This is a genomic window from Kribbella sp. NBC_01505 (genome assembly GCF_045040285.1).
In the GTDB taxonomy this organism is placed as follows: Bacteria; Actinomycetota; Actinomycetes; order Propionibacteriales; family Kribbellaceae; genus Kribbella.
In genome coordinates this window covers 4,944,006-4,963,732 of the sequence record NZ_CP109425.1, presented here as the reverse complement: position 1 = coordinate 4,963,732, position 19,727 = coordinate 4,944,006, and the positions used below count along the sequence as shown (strand labels likewise).

The window sequence follows — 19,727 nt, the reverse complement described above, 5'->3', positions numbered from 1 at the left end:
CGGTGTCGCCGTACCGCTCGCCTCAGTAATTCACCCGTCGACATATTAGGTAACCCTAACTGGTTCCGGAGTGATTGACAGCGACGACCGATCACCGTACGGTCTCGCGATAATAGGAAACTTTCCTAACAGTTGACTTGATTGCGTCCCACGCAGCGAGCCGACACCACGAGACCGGCGGAGGGAGGCAGGGTTATCCCATGGCGACAACACCTGGAACACCCCGGCTGCTCCGCGCGATGAACGACCGGGCCGCTCTGGACCTGCTGCTCTCCCAAGGGCCGCTGTCCCGGACGACGCTGGGGCACCTGACCGGCCTGTCCAAGCCGACCGCATCCCAGCTGCTCGCGCGGCTGGAAGCGGCCAACCTCGTCCGGGCCAGCGGGACCACCGCCGGCCGGCCCGGCCCGAACGCCCAGCTGTACGAGATCAACGGCACCGCGGCGTACGTCGCGGGCCTGGACGTCACCCCGACCCGGATCCGCTCGGCGGTCGCCGACCTGACCGGCAAGGTGGTCGGCAGCTACGAGCTGCCCACCCCGGGCCGCAGCGCCAAGGGCACGGTGGAGCGGGTGATCAAGGCGATCGAGGGTGCGGCCGGTGAGGCCGGTCTGCACCGCGAGAACCTGCACCGCGTCTCGATCGGCACCCCTGGTGGTTTCGACCCGACGACCGGCCGGCTGCGTTACGCGACCCACCTGCCCGGCTGGCACGCCCCGCACCTGCTCGACGAGCTGGCCGCGGCGATCGCCGTACCGCTGGAGGTCGAGAACGACGTCAACCTGGCCGCGGTCGCCGAGCGCCAGGTCGGGCACGCCAAGGACAGCGAGAACTTCGTCCTGCTGTGGGGCGAGGAGGGCATCGGTGCGGCGATAGTGGTCAACGGCCGCCTGCACCGTGGTGCCACCGGCGGTGCCGGTGAGGTCGCCTTCCTGCCGCTGCCCGGTACGCCGCTGGTCCGCAACGTCGGCCGCAACAACGCCGGCGGTTTCCAGGAACTGGCCGGTGGCGAACCCGTCCTGGCCCTCGCCCGCGCGAACGGCATCAAGGCCCGTACGCCGGAAGCCGCGATCTCGGCCGCCCTGGCGACCCCAGGAGCCGGTGACGCGGTGCTGTCCGAATTCGCCCACCGTCTCGCGGTCGGACTGGCGGCGATCGTCTCCGTCGTCGACCCCGAACTGATCGTCCTCGCCGGTGGCGTCATCACCGCCGGCGGCGAACGCCTGCGTGGCCTGGTCCAGGACGAGCTGGCCGACCTCGCTGTCCCAAGGCCGCGGTTGCTGATGACCGCGATCCATCTCGACCCCGTGCTGTCGGGTGCCCTGCAGTCCGCACTGAGCACCACCCGCGACGAGATCTTCGACACCGCTAGCTCTCCACCCATTTCCTAGGAGTCAAACGGATGCATCGCCTGTCTAGTGCCCTGATCGGCACCGCTGCGGTGGCACTTCTCGCCACCGCCTGCACCGGTACGTCGGAAGCCCCGAAGGCCAACGACGACGCCACCAAGGACGTGAACATCACGTTCTGGCACGGCTGGAGCGCCCCCAGCGAAGTGGCCGCGATCGACGCCAACATCAAGGCGTTCGAGGCGAAGCATCCGAACATCCATGTGAAAGCCGTCGGCAACATCGCCGACGACAAGATCAAGCAGGCCCTGCGCGCGGGCGGCCCGAACTCCCCCGACGTGGTGTCGTCGTTCACCACCGACAACGTCGGGACGTTCTGCGCCTCCAACGTGTTCTCGGACCTGAAACCGTTCCTGGAGAAGTCCGCGGTCGACCTGGACAAGACCTTCCCGAAGGCGCTGCAGGACTACACGCAGTTCCAGGGCAAGCGCTGCACACTGCCGCTGCTGAACGACGCCTACGGCCTGTACTACAACAAGGACGCGTTCAAGGCCGCCGGGATCACCGCGCCGCCGAAGACGCTGTCGGAGTTCGACGCGGCCGCGAAGAAGCTGACCAAGGTCAAGGGCGACTCGTACTCCCAGCTCGGCTTCATGCCGAACTTCCACGGCTTCGAGTCCACCACCACGCACTTCGCCGCGCAGTGGAACCCGACGTACTTCACGCCCGAGGGCAAGTCGAACCTGGCCGCCGACCCGGCGTTCGGCAAGATGCTGACCTGGCAGTCCGGTCTGGTCAAGGAGCTCGGTGGCTTCGCCAAGCTGGAGAAGTACCGCGCGACCTTCGGCGACGAGTTCGGCGCCAAGAACCCGTTCCACACCGGCCAGGTCGCGATGTCGATCGACGGTGAGTGGCGGCTCGGGATGGCCAAGGAGGCCGGGGTCAAGTTCGACATCGGCGTCGCGCCGTTCCCGGTGCCGGACGACCAGGCCGACAGCTACGGCAAGGGCTACCTGTCCGGCACCATCATCGGGATCGCGAGCACCAGCCAGAAGCAGAACGCGGCCTGGGAGCTGGTCAAGTACATGACCACCGACACCGACGCCGTGGTCAACTTCGCCAACGCCATCCACAACGTGCCGTCGACGCTGGACGCGCTGAAGTCGCCGAACCTGAAGGCCGACGAGAACTTCAAGGTCTTCCTGGAGATCGCCCAGCACCCGAAGAGCAGCACCACGCCGGCCAGCCCGAACGGCGGCGCCTACCAGCTCACCCTGCAGGACTTCGGCTTCGCCTTCGAGGCCGGTAAGCAGACCGATCTGGCCGCTGGTCTCACCAAGACCGACGCCCAGATCGACAAGGACCTCGCGCAGGCCAAGTGATGACGACCATTCCCTTGGGGCTCCGGCAGCTGCGACGCAAGGAACGGCTGCGCAACCTGGCCTTCCTGTCCCCGTGGCTGATCGGGGTCAGCGTCTTCTTCCTCTACCCGTTGATCTCGACCGTCTACTTCAGCTTCATGAAGTACGACGGGTTCACGCCGCCGGTGTTCACCGGCCTGAAGAACTGGACGTACGTCTTCACCGACTACCCGTTCTTCTGGCCGGCCCTGCGCAACACGCTCTGGCTGGTGATCGTCATGGTCACCCTGCGGGTCGTGTTCGGTCTCGGTATCGGCCTGCTGATCACCAAGGTCAAGACGGGTGCCGGGATCTTCCGGACCCTGTTCTACCTGCCCTACCTGGCACCGCCGGTGGCCGCGACGATGGCGTTCGCGTTCCTGCTCAACCCGGGCACCGGGCCGGTGAACAACATCCTGGCCAAGCTCGGGCTGCCGCAGCCGGGCTGGTTCAACGACCCGGCGTGGTCGAAACCGGCGCTGACCCTGCTCGCGATCTGGGGGATCGGCGATCTGATGGTCATCTTCATGACCTCGCTGCTCGACGTACCCAAGGAGCAGTACGAGGCCGCGGCGCTGGACGGCGCCGGGGCGTGGAAGCGGTTCGTCCACGTCACGCTGCCGACCATCCAGCCGATCGTGCTGTTCGCCGTGATCACCGGGGTGATCCAGACGATGCAGTACTACACACAGCCGTTGATCGCCGGAAAAGTCGCGAGCGGGGTAATTGGTGGCTCTGGGCAACAGTTCGAGCCGGGCTATCCGGACAAGTCCACGCTGACCCTGCCGCAACTGATCTACAACCTCGGTTTCCAGCGGTTCGACACCGGCGGGGCGAGCGTCATCGCCCTGGTCCTGTTCGTACTGGCCATGATCTTCACGGCGTTCCTGATGCGCCGCGGCAGTGGCTTCCTGGCCACGGACGACTAGGAGACTGCTGAATGAGCACCCTGACCACACCCCGCGTGGAGGCCCCCGCCCCCACCTTCGACATCGGCAAGGCGAGCCGCGAGGCCCGCCGGACCAGGTTCCTGCACTGGGTCGCCGTGCACGCACTGGCGATCGCGGCCGCGTTGTTCTTCGTGCTGCCGTTCGTGTTCGTCTTCCTGACGGCACTGATGAGCGACCAGCAGGCGCTGACCCGCAACCTCTGGCCGGAGAGCTGGCACTGGGAGAACCTCCGCACCGTGTGGGAGACCCCGGGCTTCCTGACCTGGTGGAAGAACACCCTCATGTACGCCGTCCTGGGCACGGTACTGACCTTGGTGTCGAGCATCCCGGTCGCGTATGCCCTGGCCAGGTTCAAGTTCCGCGGCCGCAACTTCGCGATGATGCTGGTGATCTCCACGATGATGCTGCCGCCACAGGTCATCATCGTGCCGATGTACCTGTTCTGGGCCAAGCAGCTGCACCTGTCCGGGACGCTGTGGCCGTTGATCATCCCGCTGGCGTTCACGGACGCGTTCTCGATCTTCTTGCTGCGCCAGTTCCTGCTGACGATTCCCAAGGAGTACCTGGACGCGGCCAAGGTCGACGGCTGCGGCGACTTCAAGACGCTGATCCGGGTCGTGCTGCCGATGACCAAGCCGGCCATCGCGGCGGTCGCGCTGTTCCAGTTCTTCTACTGCTGGAACGACTACTTCGGCCCGCAGATCTACGCCAGTGAGAACCCGGCCGCCTGGACCCTCAGCTACGGCCTGGAGTCCTTCAAGGGCGCCCATCACACCAACTGGAACCTCACCATGGCCGCCACCTTGCTGGTGATGGCTCCGGTGATCATCTTGTTCTTCTTCGCGCAGAAAGCCTTCATCGAAGGCGTCACACTCACAGGGGTCAAAGGTTGAAACTCACAGTCGTAGGCGGCGGATCCACCTACACTCCCGAACTCGTCGACGGTTTCGCCCGGCTGCGTGACACGCTACCGGTGACCGAGCTGGTCCTGGTCGACCCGGCCGAGGACCGCCTGGAACTCGTCGGCGGGCTGGCCAAGCGGATCTTCGCGAAACAAGGTCACCCCGGTCGCGTCGTCACCACCACCGACATAGACGCCGGGATCGACGGCGCGGACGCCGTACTGCTGCAGCTGCGGGTCGGCGGGCAGGCGGCTCGTCAGCAGGACGAGACCTGGCCGCTGGAGTGCGGTTGTGTCGGTCAGGAGACGACCGGCGCCGGCGGACTCGCCAAGGCCCTGCGGACGGTTCCCGTGGTGCTCGACATCGCCGAGCGGGTACGGCGTACCAACCCGAACGCGTGGATCATCGACTTCACCAACCCCGTGGGGATCGTGACCCGAGCGCTGCTGTCGCACGGCCACAAGGCAGTCGGCCTGTGCAACGTGGCGATCGGGTTCCAGCGGCGGTTCGCGAAGCTGCTGGGAGTCACACCGGGTGAGGTGCAGCTGGACCACGTCGGGCTGAACCACCTCACCTGGGAGCGGGCGGTCCGCGTCAACGGCGAGGACATGCTGCCGAAGCTGCTTGAGGGTCACGTGGCCGAGCTGGCCGACGACCTGCACCTTCCGGCCGAGTTGCTACTGCAGCTGGGTGTCGTACCGTCGTATTACCTGCGCTACTTCTACCAGCACGACGAGGTGGTCCAGGAGCTGCTGAACAAGCCGTCGCGCGCTGCGGAGGTGGCTGCGTTGGAAACACAGTTGCTGGAGATGTACGCCGACCCACAGCTCGACGAGAAGCCCGCACTGCTCGAGAAGCGCGGCGGTGCGTACTACTCCGAGGCCGCAGTGGACCTGGCGTCCTCACTGCTCAACGACACCGGTGACACCCAGGTGGTGAACACGCTGAACGACGGCACGTTCTCCTTCCTGGCCGACGACGCAGTCATCGAGGTGCCGGCCACCGTCGGTGCGGATGGCGCGATGCCGGTCGCCGTGGCCCCGCTGGAACCCCTGTACGCCGGTCTGGTGGCGCACGTGACGGCGTACGAGGATCTGGCCCTGCAGGCAGCCATCAAGGGTGGGCGGGAGCGCGTCTTCGAGGCGCTGCTCGCACACCCGCTGGTCGGACAGATCTCGCTGGCGGACCAGCTGACCGACAAGCTGCTCGCTCACAACAAGCAGCATCTGCCGTGGGCCCGATGAGCGCCTTGGTGCCGGGGGGCGTACTCGCCTTCGACGCCGGCAACAGCAAGACCGATGTCGCACTGGTGTCGGCCGACGGCCGCGTGCTCGGGACAGCACGCGGAGGCGGCTTCGAGCCACACGTCATCGGTGCACACGCAGCCGTGGCCGGTCTGGAGCCCCTGGTGCGAGCTGCAGCCGCAGCGGCCGGTCTGCCCCTCAACGACCGGCCTCTGGTGCAGCAGATCTCCGCATGCCTCGCCAATGCCGACCTCCCGATCGAGGAGGAGCGGCTGAGCGCGGCCTTCGAGAGCTTCGGCTGGGCCGAGTCGGTCTACGTCACCAACGACACCTTCGCGCTCCTGCGCTCCGGTGTGGACGAGCCGCGCGGCGTAGCCGTCGTCTGCGGGGCCGGCATCAACTGCGCCGGTCTCCTCCCCGACGGCCGCACCGCCCGCTTCCCAGCGGTCGGCAGAATCTCCGGTGACTGGGGAGGCGGCCAGCAGCTGGCCGACGAGGCCTTCTCAGCCGCCGCCCGCGCCGACGACGGCCGCGGTCCCGCCACTGCCCTGGCAACCGCCCTCCCCGCGCACTACGGCGTACCGTCCGTCTCCGCACTCATCGAGGCTCTCCACCTCGGCGACATCCCCTACAACCGCCGCCTGGAAGCAGGCCCAGTCCTCTTCCAGGTAGCCGCCGCCGGCGACCCCATCGCCCGCGAGGTCGTCTACCACCAGGCCGAAGAGATCGTCACCATGGCCGTAGTAGCCATGCGCCGCCTCGACCTCCTGGACGAGCCGACCGACGTAATCCTCGGCGGCGGCGTCCTGACCGCCGGCCACTCGCTCCTCATGGAGACAGTCATCCGCCTACTCACCGCCGCCGCCCCCAAAGCAGTAGCCCGAGTAATCGACGTACCCCCCGTAGTAGGCGCAGCCCTGCTAGGCCTCGACCACACCAACGCACCCCCCGAGGCCCATCTGACCCTCAGGTCCGCCTACGCAACCTCCCCAGCCGCCTAACCGCCCCCAGGCGGTCAGGCCCGGACCCCGTGCCGGACCTGACCGCCTGTTCCTTTGCTACGGCGTTGCGCAGACGGCGTAGGCGGTGATGGACCAGTTGCCGGCGGTGCCGTCCTGGTCTTCCCAGGCATCTACTCGGACAGAGGTGAGGGCGGGGTTGGGGGCTACGTCGTCGAGGTAGACCTGGCCTTGTGCGCCGGTGATCTCGTGGCCGGTGCCGACGACCTTCTTGCCGGCGGGGCAGGTGGCAGTGACGGACTTGTAGTTGGTGGAGTCGGAAACCGAGGTCGCGCTGACGCGCTGGAGGCCGGGGAGGGGTGCACCGCAGCGCGCGACGGCCATGGCGTACCAGGTCTCGGTGAGGCCGCCTTGTGGCTCGAAGACGTTGACGGTGACGGTCTTCAGGTCGGCGCTCGGGATGACGTCGTCCAGAACCAGCGGGCTGTTGGTGTTCGACGAGCCGTTGCCGGCGCCGCTGGTGGTGACGGCGCCGGTCGGGCAGGCGACGGTCACCGTCTTCGACGGCGAGGAGTCCGTGGGCGAGAACTGGACTGCTGTCGGCCGGTACGGCGTGGTCGCGCAGATCGCGAAGCCGGTCACACTCCACGCGTCGGCAGTGCCATCCGCGTCCTCGACCGCCGCCGCCGTACCGTGCTCGCGCTCGATGTTGGTGTACATGGTCAGGCTGGTCTGCCCGCGCCCACCGACCACCTCGGCGCCGACGCCAGTGACGTGGGTGTCGGGCCCCAGCGGGCAGAAGGCACCGGCCTGTTGGGACGTGTCCGAGGTGGGGCCGGTTGTCTGGCTGACCAGGGTCAGGTCCGGTACGGCGGCCTGTGCCGCGAGGGACTGGGTCGAGACGAGCGCGGTAGCGAGCAGGGCGGCGGCGGAGAGGGCGGCCAGCGTTCTGGGCAGAGTCATGCGGTCCAGGGTCGGGGAGTGACCGGACAAGCACTATCTATTGCAGGCTGCTGGAATTCCCGCTGCGGTTCTGGTTGAACGGTGGCTAACGTCCGACGATCCGGAGACTGAGTCTGCGGTTCCTTCGGACGTTGTGGAAGAGCGGTGGCTAACGTCCGACGATCCGGAGACTGGGTCTGCGGGTTCTTCGGACGTTAGGGGGTGGTTGGCCTCGGCTGATTGAACTGCGTTTGGGTAAGGGTGTAATTATGATTACATGAGTACACAGACTGAGATCGAGAAGGTGCGCGGCTGGGTCACCGGCCGGCTGCCGAAGGAGTGGTTCGAGGGCGAGCCGGAGCTGACCATCGACCGGGACGAGATCCTGATCGTCGGCCGCCTCGCCGCGCCCGAGCAGAGCGGCGACGTGAGCGCCGCCGAACGGTCCGCCGCCGAAGAGGGCCGGATCAAGCAGTACCGCGAGGACACCCGGGAGCGCCGGATCGAGATCGCCCGCGAGCTCGAGCACGCCACCCGGCGCAAGGTCGCGTGGGGCGTCGACTGCGGTGAGACCCGCAAGGTCTTCACCTCGCTGTCCGCGCCGGTGATGACGCGACTGCGGCAGCCGGAGCGCCAGGTGCTCGACACCCTCGTCGACGCCGGGGTGGCGCGCTCCCGCAGCGACGCGCTCGGCTGGTGCGTGAAGCTCGTCTCGCAGCACGCGGACACCTGGCTGGCGGACCTCCGCGAAGCCCTCACCAAGGTCGAGGACGTCCGCAGCGCGGGTCCCGACGCCAAGGAAGCCAAGTAGTCAGCAGGGCAACGGGCGGCAACCCGGTGATCGGATTGCCGCCCGCCTCGACCCTTCAGCAGTAGGTCAGTGCTGACCGCCGCCCTGCCAGTTGCCGTTCTGCGGCGGCATCCCGTTGGAGTAGCCGCCGTTCTGCGGCGCCCCGTGCGCCGCCGGGTACTGCTCCGCCGGATACTGCTGCTCGGCCGGCGGCGCCTGGTACTGCGGTGCGCTCATCCCGTTCGAAGGAGCAGCCGGCTTCTGGATGTTGTCGCGGGAGAACAGGTTGCTGAGCGCACGTCCAGCCATCTCCCGGCCACCGAGTCCGAAAGCAAGGCCGAGAGCGAGCGCCGCACCGGCGAGCACGATCAGCAGCGTGTTACCGGTCAGCTGGACCGCGATCCCCAGCTGCGTGAGCGCGGCGAAGGCGGCGTACACGAGGATCGCGTACTTGCCGACCTTGGCCAGGGTGTCGTTGCCGGTCGCACCGCGGATGATCGCGGCCAGGAAGTTGGCGAACAGCGCGGCCAGGCAGATGATCACGATCGCGGCGAAGATCCGCGGGATGTAGCCGAGCATCGTACTCATGAAGTTCGAGATCTCCGGTACGCCGAGCGCGGAGGCGAACATCGTGAAGCTGATCAGGAACACGAACCAGAACACGACCTGCCCCAGTACCGCTGAAGCGGTCAGCCCCGTGCCGGACCGCTGCAGGACCCCGGAGACCCCGGCCCGCTCCATCCACTGGTCGAACCCGACCTTGCCGAGCAGCTTTCCGACCAGCTTGCCGAGCACTTTGGCAACGAAGTACCCGATCACCAGAATGACCAGGCCGCCGAGCAGGTTCGGAATGAACCCGAGCAGCTTGCTGAACGCGTCCTCGAACGGCCCAGTGAAGTCGATCGCTAACGGACTCATCGGATTTCCTTCCGATTGATGCGGTGGTGTCTGGTACCACCCGTTCCCTTAGTTGCTCAGAGCAAACGGTTGTAACGGCTCTGTAATCATGAACAACTAAGAAGTGTCTTTGCATAAACTGTCCGGGTGACCGCCGACCTGATCATCCGCCGTGCGGGTGAAACCGATGTCCACGCCATCGTCGCGATGCTCGCCGATGACCCTCTCGGTACCGGCCGCGAGTCACTCGACGACCTGACGCCGTACGAGCAGGCCTTCGCCGCGATCGATGCCGACCCCAACCAACTCCTGGTCGTTGCCGAACGCAATGACGAGGTCATCGGCACGCTGCAGCTGACGTTCATCCCCGGGCTGTCCCGCCGCGGTTCGCTCCGCGCGCTCGTCGAAGCCGTCCGCGTCGCCGCTCCCGCCCGCGGCTCAGGCCTCGGTACGACGCTCATCCGCTGGGCGATCGAGGAATCCCGCAACCGTGGCGCCGTCCTGGTCCAGCTGACCTCCGACAAGACCCGCACCGACGCCCACCGCTTCTACACCAACCTGGGCTTCGAGAACTCCCACGAAGGCTTCAAGCTCAAGCTCACTTGATCTGAGCCGCCGGCGCACTCCAGGTATTGCACCCCGCCGGACCCTTCCCCTGGAACCCACGCTTCAGCCAAAGCCGAAAGTTGCCCGAGGCCCGGCTACTGCCCGTCCCGATGTGCCCGTAGTTGGATCGAACGACGCCACCCATGTGCACCGAGTTCTGATTGGCCCCCAGGAAGGCCGCCGCGAAGCAGTGCGCCTGCATCTCGTTCCGCTCCGTCACGAGCTCCTGGGCGGCCGCGCCGACAGCCTCGTCATAACGCTTGCCATAGGCATCGGGCATCCTGGTCAACCACTGCAGATGATGTCCGTACTCGTGCGCCATCAGGAACTGCACCGAAGCGCCGAATCCCTCCACCGCATAGCCCGGCCAATTGAAGTAGATCCCGTTCTCGGAACCGCAGTAGAAGGCACCGGTGTCCTTCTCCATTTCCCCACACTGCGAGGACGTCGGGCCCGTCGGAGCGGCGTACACGGCCTTCGGCGGCGAGAAGTCGAAACCCGCCCGCGTGACCACCGGCTCCCACGCCTTGTTCAAGCACGCAATGAAGGCCGTCGCGTACCGGACCATCGCCCGCTCCGACGTCTCCCGATCCGTAGGCAGCACACACTTCGTCACCGCCACCCGCCCAGCACCGTAGAACTCGTTACGCAGCAACCCATCCGCCGCCGGCGGCAACTTCACCTTGTACGACGAGGGCGTCCGAGCCACCGTAGTAACCACCGGCCGCGGCTCCACGGCAGGCTTCACCACAGGCGCCGTACACCCTCCACACACCAGAGCCCCCACAACCAGGAACACTGCCCTCGTCCGCATCATTCGACCTCGTGTGGTGGGGCTGTGAAGGTGTTGCAGACGCTCGGGGAGGCGTTGTAGAGGCCGGCGAGGGTCCAGTAGCTCTGGCTGGAGCCGGAACCGTGGTCACGGATGACGGGGGTGTAGAGCTCATCGCCTTGATGTTTGGCGACGTACTCCTGCTCCAGCCAGTTCGTGCCGAACAGGTTGAAGGACGCACGGTTCGCGCCGAGGAAGGCGCCGCCGAGGCAGTTGGCCTGGAGCTCGAGCCGGCGTTCGTCCTCGAGCTGGACGGCCTTCGTCCGCTTCTTCCGGTGACCGAGCTCGTAGGAGTCGAGGATGCCCGCGAGGTTCTGCAGGTGGTGGCCGTACTCGTGGGCGAACGTGTCCCGGAAGTACGCCTCGTCGCGGATCGGGAAGTCCCCGATGTACTCCGGCCAGTTGATACAGATCTTGTCGTCGATGTAGAACGCTCCGGCGCGCTTCGGTGGGTCTTCGCACGCCCGCGGCGTCGCGGCCGGCTTGCGCGAGTCGTAGACCTCGACCAGCGCGACCGGCCGGAACTTGAGCTTCGCCGCGATGACCACCGGCTTCCACGCCCGGTCCAGGCACTTGACCATCACCCGCGCGTACGACAGCAGCTCGGCCTTGGTGAGCGGTGACCTGTCCGGCAGCGCACACGGAACCGCTGGGACCCGGCCCTGCGAGTACAGCCGGTTCGCCACGATCACCTTCGGCCGGGTCGCCTCAACAGTGAACGTAGGTATCGGCGTCGGCGTGACGTACGGAACCGTCGGCCTCGGGGTGGGTGTCGGTGTGGGTGTCACTGTCGGCGTCGGTGTAGGCGCAGGCACCACCGCCGACACGTCGGTGTGCGTCGTCGCAACCCCCGCCACCGCGGCCACCGCGATCGCCAGTACGGCGACCCCGGCCGTCTTCAGCATCAACTGACCCGTTTCGGGGCGGCCTTGAAGGTATTGCAGGAAGCAGGAGCGGTCGAGGTGAAAGCCTGCGTCGTCCAGTAGGCATGCGACTTGTACGACCCGTGGTCGCGGATCTTCAGCGTGTTGTTCTCATCCCCCACATGGCGAACGATGAACTTCCAGATCCGCAGACGTTCTCCGGACAGCTTGAAGCTCGACCGGTTGGCACCGAGAAACGCAGCCCCCAGGCAGCTCGCCTGGAGTTCGAGCCGGCGTTCGTTCTCCAGCTGGACTGCCTTCGACTTCTTCCACCAGTTGGCGTCGTACGTCGTCAGGATCCCGGTCGACTGCTGCACGTGGTGGCCGTACTCGTGGGCGATCAGCTGCTGGAAATCGACCAGATTCCACACCGGTTCGTCAGGGTTGCTGAACTCCGGCCACTCGAAGCAGATCATGCCTTTTCGGTAGAAAGCATCCATGTTCTTCAGCGGCTTGTCGCATTCCGGTGACGCCGCCGGCTTCTTCAGGTCGTACGCCTGCACGGTCTTGATCGGATAGAAGGTCGCCTGCTGCCCGACGAGCGGAGCCCACGCCTTGTCCATGCACGCGACCATCACCCGCGCATACGCCAGCAACTCCGCCTTCGTCTGCGGCGGCTTCCCCGGCAACACACACCGAACCGCCGGCACCTTCCCTGCGACGTACAACTTGTTCGACCCAGCCAAACCTTCCAGCGACAGGTCGATCGTGCTGGACGGCGACGCGGTCGGCTTCCGCGGAGTCACCACCGGAGTCGGACTGATCGACGTACGGACAACCTGCACCGCCGCCACCGACGACTCACCCCGCGTCGTCGCAACCCCCGCCACCCCGGCAACCACCACGGCCAGTACGCCGAACCCGGCCGCCTTGAGCATCAACTGACTCGTTTGGCCGAGGCCGTGAACGTGTTGCAGGAGGAAGGGCTGGCAGACGTGAACGCCGGACCTTCCCAGAACCACTGGTTGGCGCGGGAGCCGTGGTCGCGCTCCTTCTTCGGGTTGTACTCGTCGCCGGTGTGCTTGGTCTGGTACTCCCAGATCGTGAGCCGGTTGCCGGTCAACGCGAAGGAGGCCTTGTTCGACCCGAGGAACGCCGCACCGAAGCAACTCGCCTGCAGCTCGGTCCGGCGGCTCCATTCGAGCTTCTTGACGGCGTCCTTCTCGAAGCCCTCCTCCGACCAGGCGGCGGTGAGCATCTCGGTCATCTGCTGGACGTGGTGACCGTACTCGTGGGCCATCGTGCTCATCATCCACAGTCGAGCCTCGAGCGGAGCCTGCTTGTAGCGCTTGAGGTCGTCCTCCCAGTCGATGGCGATCGTCTCGTCGGCCGGGCAGTAGTACGACACGTCCGAGTCACCGGTGCAGGACGACGCCGGGATCTTCTTGCTCTTCAGCACGACCTTGGGCGAGCGGAACGTGTACTTCGACTTCTTGATCAACGGCGCCCAGACGTCGTCGAGGCACGGCACCATCGCCTGGTAGTACTCGAGGATCGCCGACTGCGAGTTCGGCTTGATCGACGGCTCCTTGCAGTTCACCGACGCGAGCTTGCCGGCCTTGTAGATCTCGTTCTTCTGCAGGCGCACGAGATTCGGCACCGGCGCCTCGGTCACCGTGACTGTCGGGTCCGGGAGGGTCGGGACCGGGGCGGGGGTCCGGTGCACGGACGGCCGCGAGAGCGGGTTGTCAACGGAGCTGTCGTAGCTGCTGATCGCTTTGAAGCACGCAACACCAACCGACGCGGTGACAATCAGCGTCAACGCGGCGAGACCCGCGATCACAGCCCGCGAGTACTGCTTCGGCGGGGCCGGCGGCGGGCCGACCTGCGTGTACTGCGCTCCGGCGCGCGAGTACGGCCGGTTCCAGCCGACGCGACGAGCACCACCAGTACGGCGGGTGCCGATCAGCGGGTTCGTCGGCGCACCGGGGAGTGGCGCGGCCGGAGGGCCGCTGTAGACCGAGACGGCATCAGGGTCGGCCGGGAGCGGACGGGCCTTGCGGCGCAGCGCCGACTCACCTGGGTCCGACAGGGCGCGTGCCTTGCCCAGGCCGATCGGCTGTGACCGGTTGGGCTTGGCCTGCGGGAGGCTGTCCCCCTCGGTGAGCTCGTCAGCTTTAGGGAGAAAATGACCGGTCCCAGGCGGCGTGTTCGTGCCGCCGTCGGGCTGTTCGTCAGGCATTGCTCGTCCCCATCGCTCGTGACATGACTCAACCGACCTGGGCGGCTGGCGCTCCAAAAGTGTTGCAGGTGCCCGGATCGGTCTTGGCGTAGCCCTGGCCCATCCACGTGGCGTGGCTCTTGAGCGACCCGTGGTCGCGCGGCTCCTTCTTGTTGTTCTCGTCCCCGGTGTGGGTCACCAGGTAGGTCCACTGCTGCCCCAGCGGTCCCTGGATCGGGAAGCTCGCCTTGGCCGCGCCGACGAACACCGCGGCGAAGCAGTTGGCCTGCAGCGCCTGCCGCCGGTCCTGCTCCAGCTCACCGGCCTTGTTCTTGGCCACGTCGTGCACGTTGTCCGAGGACTCGAGGATCCCGGTCAGGCTCTGCACGTGGACGCCGTACACGAAGGCGATCGACTGGAGCATGTTGATCCGGGTCGCCGCCTTGTTCTTCGCGTAGTCGTCGACGAGGCCCTGCCACGGCATCGTGACGCTGCCGCCCTGCTCGTCCGCGCAGTACGACGCGACCTTCTCCTGGATCCCGCAGGCCGTCTCGTTGCCGTCGTCGAAGATGATCAGCCGCGGCGAGTTGAACTCGAACCCGGCCTTGGTGACGACCGGCTTCCAGGCGTTGTCGAGGCACTTGATCATCGCCTCGTAGTAGGAGAACACGTCCTCCCGCGAGTTCGGCCGGTACGACGGCTCCTTGCAGCTGACCGCGGCCAGCTTCCCCGTGGTGTAGATCGGGTTCTTGCCCAGTACGTCGGCGTCCGGGGTGACCTTCCGGGTCGGCTTCTCGGTGCCCTTCACCGACGGCGTGACCAGCGGATTAGCGAGCAGTCCGTCACTCTTCGTGAGCAGCATCGCACCGCCGTACACAACACCGCCGATGACCACCAGCACGCCGGCGACGACGGCCGCGATCAGTCCCTTGGACCGCTTCTTGTTCGGGTCGAACGGGATCGGGTCCGGGTGGTAGACAGCCCGGTACGCCGCGGCCGCGGCCGGGTCCTGGCCCGGAGTGGTCCCCAACCGCGAACCCGACAGCCCGGGACCGTCCAGCCGCGATCCACGCAGCTGCGGCGCGGCGTCGTCCTCAGCCTTGCGCAGCCGTGGCGTCGGCGCTGACAGCGGCGCGGATCCGCGCTCCGCGGCCTTGTCCTGGGCGCCACTGTCTCCCGCACCGCCCGGCAGGAAGTGTCCAACTTTGGGCCCTGATGTCGGGTCAGGATTGGGCCCCGGCTGATCAGCCATTTCTCTCTTCTCTCCCCAGTACCGCGTCCCCGATCCGCCCCCAGACCGGCGCATGATCCTAAACCTGAAACGCCTCCGAAGCCCACTCCGTTGCATCTTTTGACATTCACTAAAAGTTACTGCCGGTAAGTTCAGGCGTGAATCCCGGCCGCCCGTAGGCTGGGGGTCATGAGCGAGCGGAGCGAGTTCATCATCAAGTACAGCGTGATTTGTGCCTCATTCGCGCCCGGAGCGAAGCGAGGACGTGAATGAGCTGGGCTGTGTATGCGGTGCGAGGACCAGGAGGCGTACGGCGCCTCGAGGACATGCCGGACGGCTACGAGCCACCGACGGTGGGGATGGCGACCGACGTGATCGACGTGGTCCGCGAGGTGGTGCCGGACGTGGACGCGAGCAAGCCGTCCTGGCTGACCCTGCGCAGCGACGAGTACGACGTCGAGATGACGATCGGCAAGGGCGTCCAGGTCCGCGACATCACCTTCTACCTGAACGACGGTCCGCGCTCGATCCCGATCGTGATGGAGATCAGCCGCCGGCTCGGCGTCACGCCGTACGACACCGAATCCGGCGACTTCCTCACCGAGGAGTCCCGCCCGCCGGTCCCGCCGCCGCTCACCGACGACGAGATCCGCGCCAACAAACCCAAGTGGTGGAAGTTCGGCCGCAAGTAGCGGACCGCCCCCACTCACCAATTGCTTCGGGAACACACGATCCACGCTCAGGGCGCCTGACCAATGCAGGCCACCGCGAGGTTGGTGAGTGGCGCAGGTCCGCCCTCGGCGCCTAGGCCGGGCGGGTCGCGACCAGGCGGGCGATCTTGTTGATGCGGTGTTCGGGGTTGCCGAGTGCGTCGCGCCAGTAGTTGCCGGCGGCATTGTCCTCGGGGGTCGCGCAGGTGGAGATCGTGAGCATCGCCTGCGTTGCCTCCACTCCGGGACGACCCGGTACGGCGGCGTTCTGGGCGGCCTTCTCGGCGGGCTTGCGGAACGAGATAGTCATCGTCTGCGAGACCACGTAGTCGTAGACGGTCCCACCCGCGGTGAACAGGATGTGCGTGCCGTTCACCAGCTCCGGCACCCGTTCCAGCGGCCGACCGTGCGACACCCGATGCCCGGTGATGATGAAGTTCCCGATCTCCCCGACTCCGACCCCACCCGCCGGACCACGCGGGCTGGCAGCGACACCACGGTTCTGAATCGTCGTACCAGGCCGGTCATCCGCTGTACCCATATACGTGACCACCTGGAGCCCACGCACCCCGATCGCCGGAATGCTCATCGTCACCGGCCCCGAAACAGGCGGCCGCCGGGTCGGCGTCGGAGTTGGTGTCGGCGTAGGTGAGGGCGTCACAGAGGGAGTCGCAGACGTAGAGGGAGCAGGCGCCGGAGCCGGTACGTCGGCCCGCGGCGCGCTGCCGCTCACGTCGGAGCACCCGGCCAACACCACGAGCACCATCACCACAACCCCAGCGAGCCTCACCCGACGAAAGTAGGCCGACCGACCGAAAACCCTCCGAAAGCTCAGTCCAGCAGCTCATCGCGACTGTAGAGGGCTCCTGTCGGGCAGGGTTACGTACTGCAGGCCCGGACGTACCAGATCGGTGTCCAGTCGTAGTCCACTGAGATGTCGTACGCCATGGAGCCCGCGTAGTAGCCAGTCTTGGTGTAGAAATCAGCGATCGTGCCGGCCGTCTGATTGTTGATGAAGGATCCGCGCCCGGTCCAACCCGGAAGGCTGTAACGAGAGTTGCACGCATACAAGTCGACCTTCGTGCCGGTGTAGCTGGGGCCTCGGTAAAGGCAAAGGTGGCCGTAAGCGCAGTATGCGTTCGGGGCGAATTCGTTGTCCGAAAAATTGCGCGGGTGTTGCTCGCCGGGGAGCGCGATCGTCATGGTGGCGCCGTCGAACTGGATCTGATTCGGTGCCGTCTGCGTGCCTCCGGTGCGAGCGATGGTCCGGTCGACCTCGGCCTGCAGCCACCTGGCCTGGCCGTCGCTGAGGCCGGCGGCTATCGCCTGCGCTGTGAACGGTGCTGACGGCGGTGGGGCCGGGGCCGCCACGGCTGATCCGGCAGTCGAAACGCTCAGCACCGCGATCAGAAATGAAATGATGCCAACGACTCGGGACGATCTCATGATGCCTCCCTTGTTCTAGTGAGCGGACGGGATGGCGTACGTCCGTTGCACGGTAGACCGAGAGTGGTGACATGATTTCGCGCTGTCATGATGCTGCCAGAGTCGGTCCGGCTGCCGGCTCAGTCCAGCAGGTCGAACACAGCCGGCCCGAGCCGCAGCCGGCCGGACGTCAACGGCGTGGTCCGTACGCCGCCGTGCCCGCGCGACGCCTTCATCGCGCCGTCCCCGATCACCGCGTTCATCCACGCACACGGATTCGCCGGCCGATAAGCCTGGAACTCCACCGCCCCGAACCCCGAATCGAGCGAGAACCGCTGCCCAGCAACGCCTCGTCCCGCCGCGAGTGTGTCGACCGGATAGCCGCGCAGGACGATGTTGCGGCGAAGCACCGTTGGATCCGGCCGCGGGTCGAAGACCTCCAGCGACGCCTCATCCAGCACAGTGATCGCGGCGTTACGGTGCGCTGTCTGCCCGAAGTAGCGGTCCCCGACGATGCCGAGCCCAGCCCGAATCTCCACCTCCGCCTGCCCCACCGGCGACGGATCCGGCCGCGGCCCGTCCTGCGGCCGCCCCTCGAACGCATGCACAGGCGACACCACGAGCGCGACGATCTCCACCGGCGTACTCATCCCCAGGTCAGTGGGTCCAGCAGCCGGTAGAAGTCGAGCCGCCGCCGATCCGGCTCGGTCAGCCCGTACGACGTCAGGAACGGAGTCGGGTCGACCGACCACACGTCGTACAGCTGGATCGTGGTCAGCGCCAGGTCGGCGTACCGATCGGCGATCCCCAACCGGCCCACGTCGATGAACCCGGTGACGCGCAACGTCAGCGGGTCGAAGAAGACGTTCGGCAGGCACGCATCCCCATGACAGACAGCCAGTTCGGTCACCGACTCCACATAGGTGCTCTCAGCAACGACCTGCGCCAGCAACGATTCCGGTGCAACCGCACGCCACTCGTCGGTCAGGAAGTCCGCGTTCACCGCACCCCGCCGTACGACGTCCTGCGCGGAAGCGACCACCGACGCGAGCGGGCGCTCGAACGGGCAGTCGGGCAACGCGTGTAGCTCCCGCAGCGTCCGCCCGAGGGTCTCCATCGCACCGAGCCAGCCCCACGACGGCAGGTCGATCCCGGCCACCCCAGGCACCGCGCTCGTCAGCAGACACGCGCCGTCCTCCGACACCAGCCAGTCGACCACCGTCGCGCTCGGCATCCCGGTCCCGGCCAGCCACGCGATCCGATCGCGCTCAGCCTCGAGCTCAGGCACCCCAGAGGGCGCGCAGCACTTGGCGAACACCGAACCCCGCCGATACACCGACGTGTCGGACTCACCGCCCGTGACCGGCTCCCAACCATCCCCCGCAGGCTTCATGAGCGTGACGACTCCCGCACGATCAGCTGCCACGGGAAGTCGAACACCTCCCCCGGCGTCCCCTCTCGATCGGTCAGCCGACCGACCATGATCCGCGCCAGCGCCTCGTTGAACCCAACCGGTCCAACGGTCGACAGCGACGGATCCAGATGCTCCCCCTCGGGCGTGTTCCCGACCCCGACCACAGCGAGATCCCGCGGTACGTCGATCCGCAACCGATGCGCGGCCCGTACGACGGCGATCGCGGCGAAGTCCGTCGTACAGTAGACGGCCGACGGGCGATCCGGCTTGCTGAGCAAGGTCATCGCGGCCCGGTAGGCACCTTCGGGGTGCCGCTCGAACACCTCGACATCGTCATCCAGAACCGGTTTCCCGGCCGCCTTCAGCGTGTTCAGGTACGCGTCGAACCGCGGAAACCCGGTGGTCCGTGAGGTCAGCGCCCCAACTCGTTCATGCCCCGCCAGCAGATGCTCGACCGCGAGATGACACCGCGGCTCGGCGCCCGACCGGATCACGTCGAACCCGCGCGGCTCCAGCGTCTCGCTGAACGCGACGATCTGCACGCCCTGCGCCGCGAAGGCCTCGAGCTCGGCGATCTCCTCGGGCTCCGAGCTCACGCCGTCGATGAAGATCACGTCGGGTGTCCGGTTCGACAGGACCGCCCGCCAGTCGCCGTCCGCCACGATCAGCGCGGTCTTGTGCAACGGGCGGACCGCTGCACTGACCGTCTCGGCCACTGCCTGTGACCATGGGTCCGCCAGCACGTTCAGCGACAGCAGGACCAGGTCGGACTTCCCGGTCCGGATCGCTCGGGCCGCGTCGTTCCGGCGGTACCCGAGCCGGCTGGCCACCTCCCGCACCCGGTCCGCGGTGGAGTCCTTGATGGTGTGAGTGCGATGTCGCCCGGACAGCACGTAGGAGACGGTCGCGACCGAGACCCCTGCCTCCTTCGCGACCATCCGCAGTGTTGGCCGGTCGGCCGCCGGAGTCGACATACCGATGATTCTCGCAGA

General features: G+C 66.8%; 22 protein-coding genes. 10 read left to right on the top strand and 12 right to left on the bottom strand.

Features of this window, described 5'->3' with window-relative positions:
- The first annotated feature begins 200 nt into the window (after positions 1-200).
- The 6 genes from OG474_RS23520 to OG474_RS23495 are packed head-to-tail and all read left to right on the top strand — an operon-like array spanning position 201 to position 6,846.
- Positions 201-1,391 carry an ROK family transcriptional regulator gene (locus tag OG474_RS23520; RefSeq protein ID WP_405055703.1) on the top strand — a complete coding sequence of 397 codons (1,191 nt, stop codon included), beginning with the start codon at positions 201-203 and terminating at the stop codon, positions 1,389-1,391.
- A gap of 11 nt (positions 1,392-1,402) precedes the next feature.
- A complete protein-coding gene (locus OG474_RS23515; RefSeq protein ID WP_405055702.1) occupies positions 1,403-2,731 on the top strand; it encodes an ABC transporter substrate-binding protein in 1,329 nt (442 codons plus the stop codon).
- Positions 2,731-3,678, top strand: coding sequence for a carbohydrate ABC transporter permease (locus OG474_RS23510; RefSeq protein WP_405055701.1), 948 nt, complete (start codon positions 2,731-2,733; stop codon positions 3,676-3,678). The genes OG474_RS23515 and OG474_RS23510 overlap by 1 nt, the downstream gene beginning before the upstream one ends.
- A gap of 11 nt (positions 3,679-3,689) precedes the next feature.
- Positions 3,690-4,592, top strand: a complete 903-nt coding sequence (locus tag OG474_RS23505; protein ID WP_405064524.1) for a carbohydrate ABC transporter permease — start codon at positions 3,690-3,692, stop codon at positions 4,590-4,592.
- Positions 4,589-5,845 (top strand): 6-phospho-beta-glucosidase, encoded by a 1,257-nt coding sequence (locus tag OG474_RS23500; protein WP_405064523.1) that lies wholly within the window; start codon positions 4,589-4,591, stop codon positions 5,843-5,845. Before OG474_RS23505 ends, OG474_RS23500 begins: the two co-directional genes overlap by 4 nt.
- Positions 5,842-6,846: an N-acetylglucosamine kinase gene (locus OG474_RS23495; protein WP_405064522.1), complete on the top strand. Its 1,005-nt coding sequence runs from the start codon at positions 5,842-5,844 to the stop codon at positions 6,844-6,846. The genes OG474_RS23500 and OG474_RS23495 overlap by 4 nt, the downstream gene beginning before the upstream one ends.
- Positions 6,847-6,903: 57 nt before the next feature.
- On the opposite strand, the gene OG474_RS23490 is transcribed toward OG474_RS23495, so the two are convergent.
- Positions 6,904-7,767, bottom strand: a complete 864-nt coding sequence (locus OG474_RS23490; RefSeq protein ID WP_405064521.1) for a hypothetical protein — start codon at positions 7,765-7,767, stop codon at positions 6,904-6,906.
- A 256-nt stretch (positions 7,768-8,023) separates the two neighbouring features.
- Here OG474_RS23490 and OG474_RS23485 point away from each other — a divergent pair, with 256 nt between their 5' ends.
- Positions 8,024-8,557 (top strand): hypothetical protein, encoded by a 534-nt coding sequence (locus OG474_RS23485; RefSeq protein WP_405064520.1) that lies wholly within the window; start codon positions 8,024-8,026, stop codon positions 8,555-8,557.
- Positions 8,558-8,623: 66 nt separating this feature from the next.
- Here OG474_RS23485 and OG474_RS23480 read toward each other — a convergent pair whose 3' ends face one another.
- Positions 8,624-9,454, bottom strand: a complete 831-nt coding sequence (locus OG474_RS23480) for a mechanosensitive ion channel family protein (RefSeq protein ID WP_405064519.1) — start codon at positions 9,452-9,454, stop codon at positions 8,624-8,626.
- 126 nt (positions 9,455-9,580) lie between these two features.
- On the opposite strand from OG474_RS23480, the gene OG474_RS23475 reads away from it, so the two are divergent.
- Positions 9,581-10,039 (top strand): GNAT family N-acetyltransferase, encoded by a 459-nt coding sequence (locus OG474_RS23475; RefSeq protein ID WP_405064518.1) that lies wholly within the window; start codon positions 9,581-9,583, stop codon positions 10,037-10,039.
- On the opposite strand, the gene OG474_RS23470 is transcribed toward OG474_RS23475, so the two are convergent.
- The 5 genes from OG474_RS23470 to OG474_RS23450 form a co-directional block, all read right to left on the bottom strand.
- Positions 10,032-10,748, bottom strand: coding sequence for a neutral zinc metallopeptidase (locus tag OG474_RS23470; protein WP_405064517.1), 717 nt, complete (start codon positions 10,746-10,748; stop codon positions 10,032-10,034). The two genes, OG474_RS23475 and OG474_RS23470, sit on opposite strands and share 8 nt — an antisense overlap.
- A 104-nt stretch (positions 10,749-10,852) precedes the next feature.
- Complete coding sequence (locus OG474_RS23465; protein WP_405064516.1) at positions 10,853-11,776, bottom strand: neutral zinc metallopeptidase; 924 nt, start codon at positions 11,774-11,776, stop codon at positions 10,853-10,855.
- Positions 11,776-12,672: a neutral zinc metallopeptidase gene (locus OG474_RS23460; RefSeq protein ID WP_405064515.1), complete on the bottom strand. Its 897-nt coding sequence runs from the start codon at positions 12,670-12,672 to the stop codon at positions 11,776-11,778. Before OG474_RS23460 ends, OG474_RS23465 begins: the two co-directional genes overlap by 1 nt.
- Positions 12,672-13,976 carry a neutral zinc metallopeptidase gene (locus OG474_RS23455; protein ID WP_405064514.1) on the bottom strand — a complete coding sequence of 435 codons (1,305 nt, stop codon included), beginning with the start codon at positions 13,974-13,976 and terminating at the stop codon, positions 12,672-12,674. Before OG474_RS23455 ends, OG474_RS23460 begins: the two co-directional genes overlap by 1 nt.
- 28 nt (positions 13,977-14,004) lie before the next feature.
- On the bottom strand, positions 14,005-15,207 hold the full coding sequence (locus OG474_RS23450; protein WP_405064513.1) for a neutral zinc metallopeptidase: 1,203 nt from the start codon (positions 15,205-15,207) through the stop codon (positions 14,005-14,007).
- Positions 15,208-15,455: 248 nt separating this feature from the next.
- Between OG474_RS23450 and OG474_RS23445 the strand changes: the two genes are divergently transcribed.
- On the top strand, positions 15,456-15,878 hold the full coding sequence (locus OG474_RS23445) for a hypothetical protein (RefSeq protein ID WP_405064512.1): 423 nt from the start codon (positions 15,456-15,458) through the stop codon (positions 15,876-15,878).
- Positions 15,879-15,990: 112 nt separating this feature from the next.
- On the opposite strand, the gene OG474_RS23440 is transcribed toward OG474_RS23445, so the two are convergent.
- The gene (locus OG474_RS23440; protein WP_405064511.1) at positions 15,991-16,437 is read right to left on the bottom strand and encodes a class E sortase; all 447 of its coding nucleotides are present in this window, start codon (positions 16,435-16,437) and stop codon (positions 15,991-15,993) included.
- A gap of 4 nt (positions 16,438-16,441) precedes the next feature.
- On the opposite strand from OG474_RS23440, the gene OG474_RS23435 reads away from it, so the two are divergent.
- Positions 16,442-16,699 carry a hypothetical protein gene (locus OG474_RS23435; RefSeq protein WP_405064510.1) on the top strand — a complete coding sequence of 86 codons (258 nt, stop codon included), beginning with the start codon at positions 16,442-16,444 and terminating at the stop codon, positions 16,697-16,699.
- A gap of 76 nt (positions 16,700-16,775) precedes the next feature.
- On the opposite strand, the gene OG474_RS23430 is transcribed toward OG474_RS23435, so the two are convergent.
- The 4 genes from OG474_RS23430 to OG474_RS23415 all read right to left on the bottom strand — a co-directional run bounded on the left by OG474_RS23430 (position 16,776) and on the right by OG474_RS23415 (position 19,709).
- Positions 16,776-17,342: a peptidase inhibitor family I36 protein gene (locus tag OG474_RS23430; protein WP_405064509.1), complete on the bottom strand. Its 567-nt coding sequence runs from the start codon at positions 17,340-17,342 to the stop codon at positions 16,776-16,778.
- Between the two features lie 119 nt (positions 17,343-17,461).
- Entirely contained in the window at positions 17,462-17,971 is a 510-nt protein-coding gene (locus tag OG474_RS23425; RefSeq protein WP_405064508.1) for a molybdenum cofactor biosysynthesis protein, read from the bottom strand.
- Entirely contained in the window at positions 17,968-18,747 is a 780-nt protein-coding gene (locus OG474_RS23420) for a phosphotransferase (RefSeq protein ID WP_405064507.1), read from the bottom strand. Before OG474_RS23420 ends, OG474_RS23425 begins: the two co-directional genes overlap by 4 nt.
- Complete coding sequence (locus OG474_RS23415) at positions 18,711-19,709, bottom strand: LacI family DNA-binding transcriptional regulator (RefSeq protein WP_405064506.1); 999 nt, start codon at positions 19,707-19,709, stop codon at positions 18,711-18,713. Before OG474_RS23415 ends, OG474_RS23420 begins: the two co-directional genes overlap by 37 nt.
- Positions 19,710-19,727: the final 18 nt, after the last annotated feature.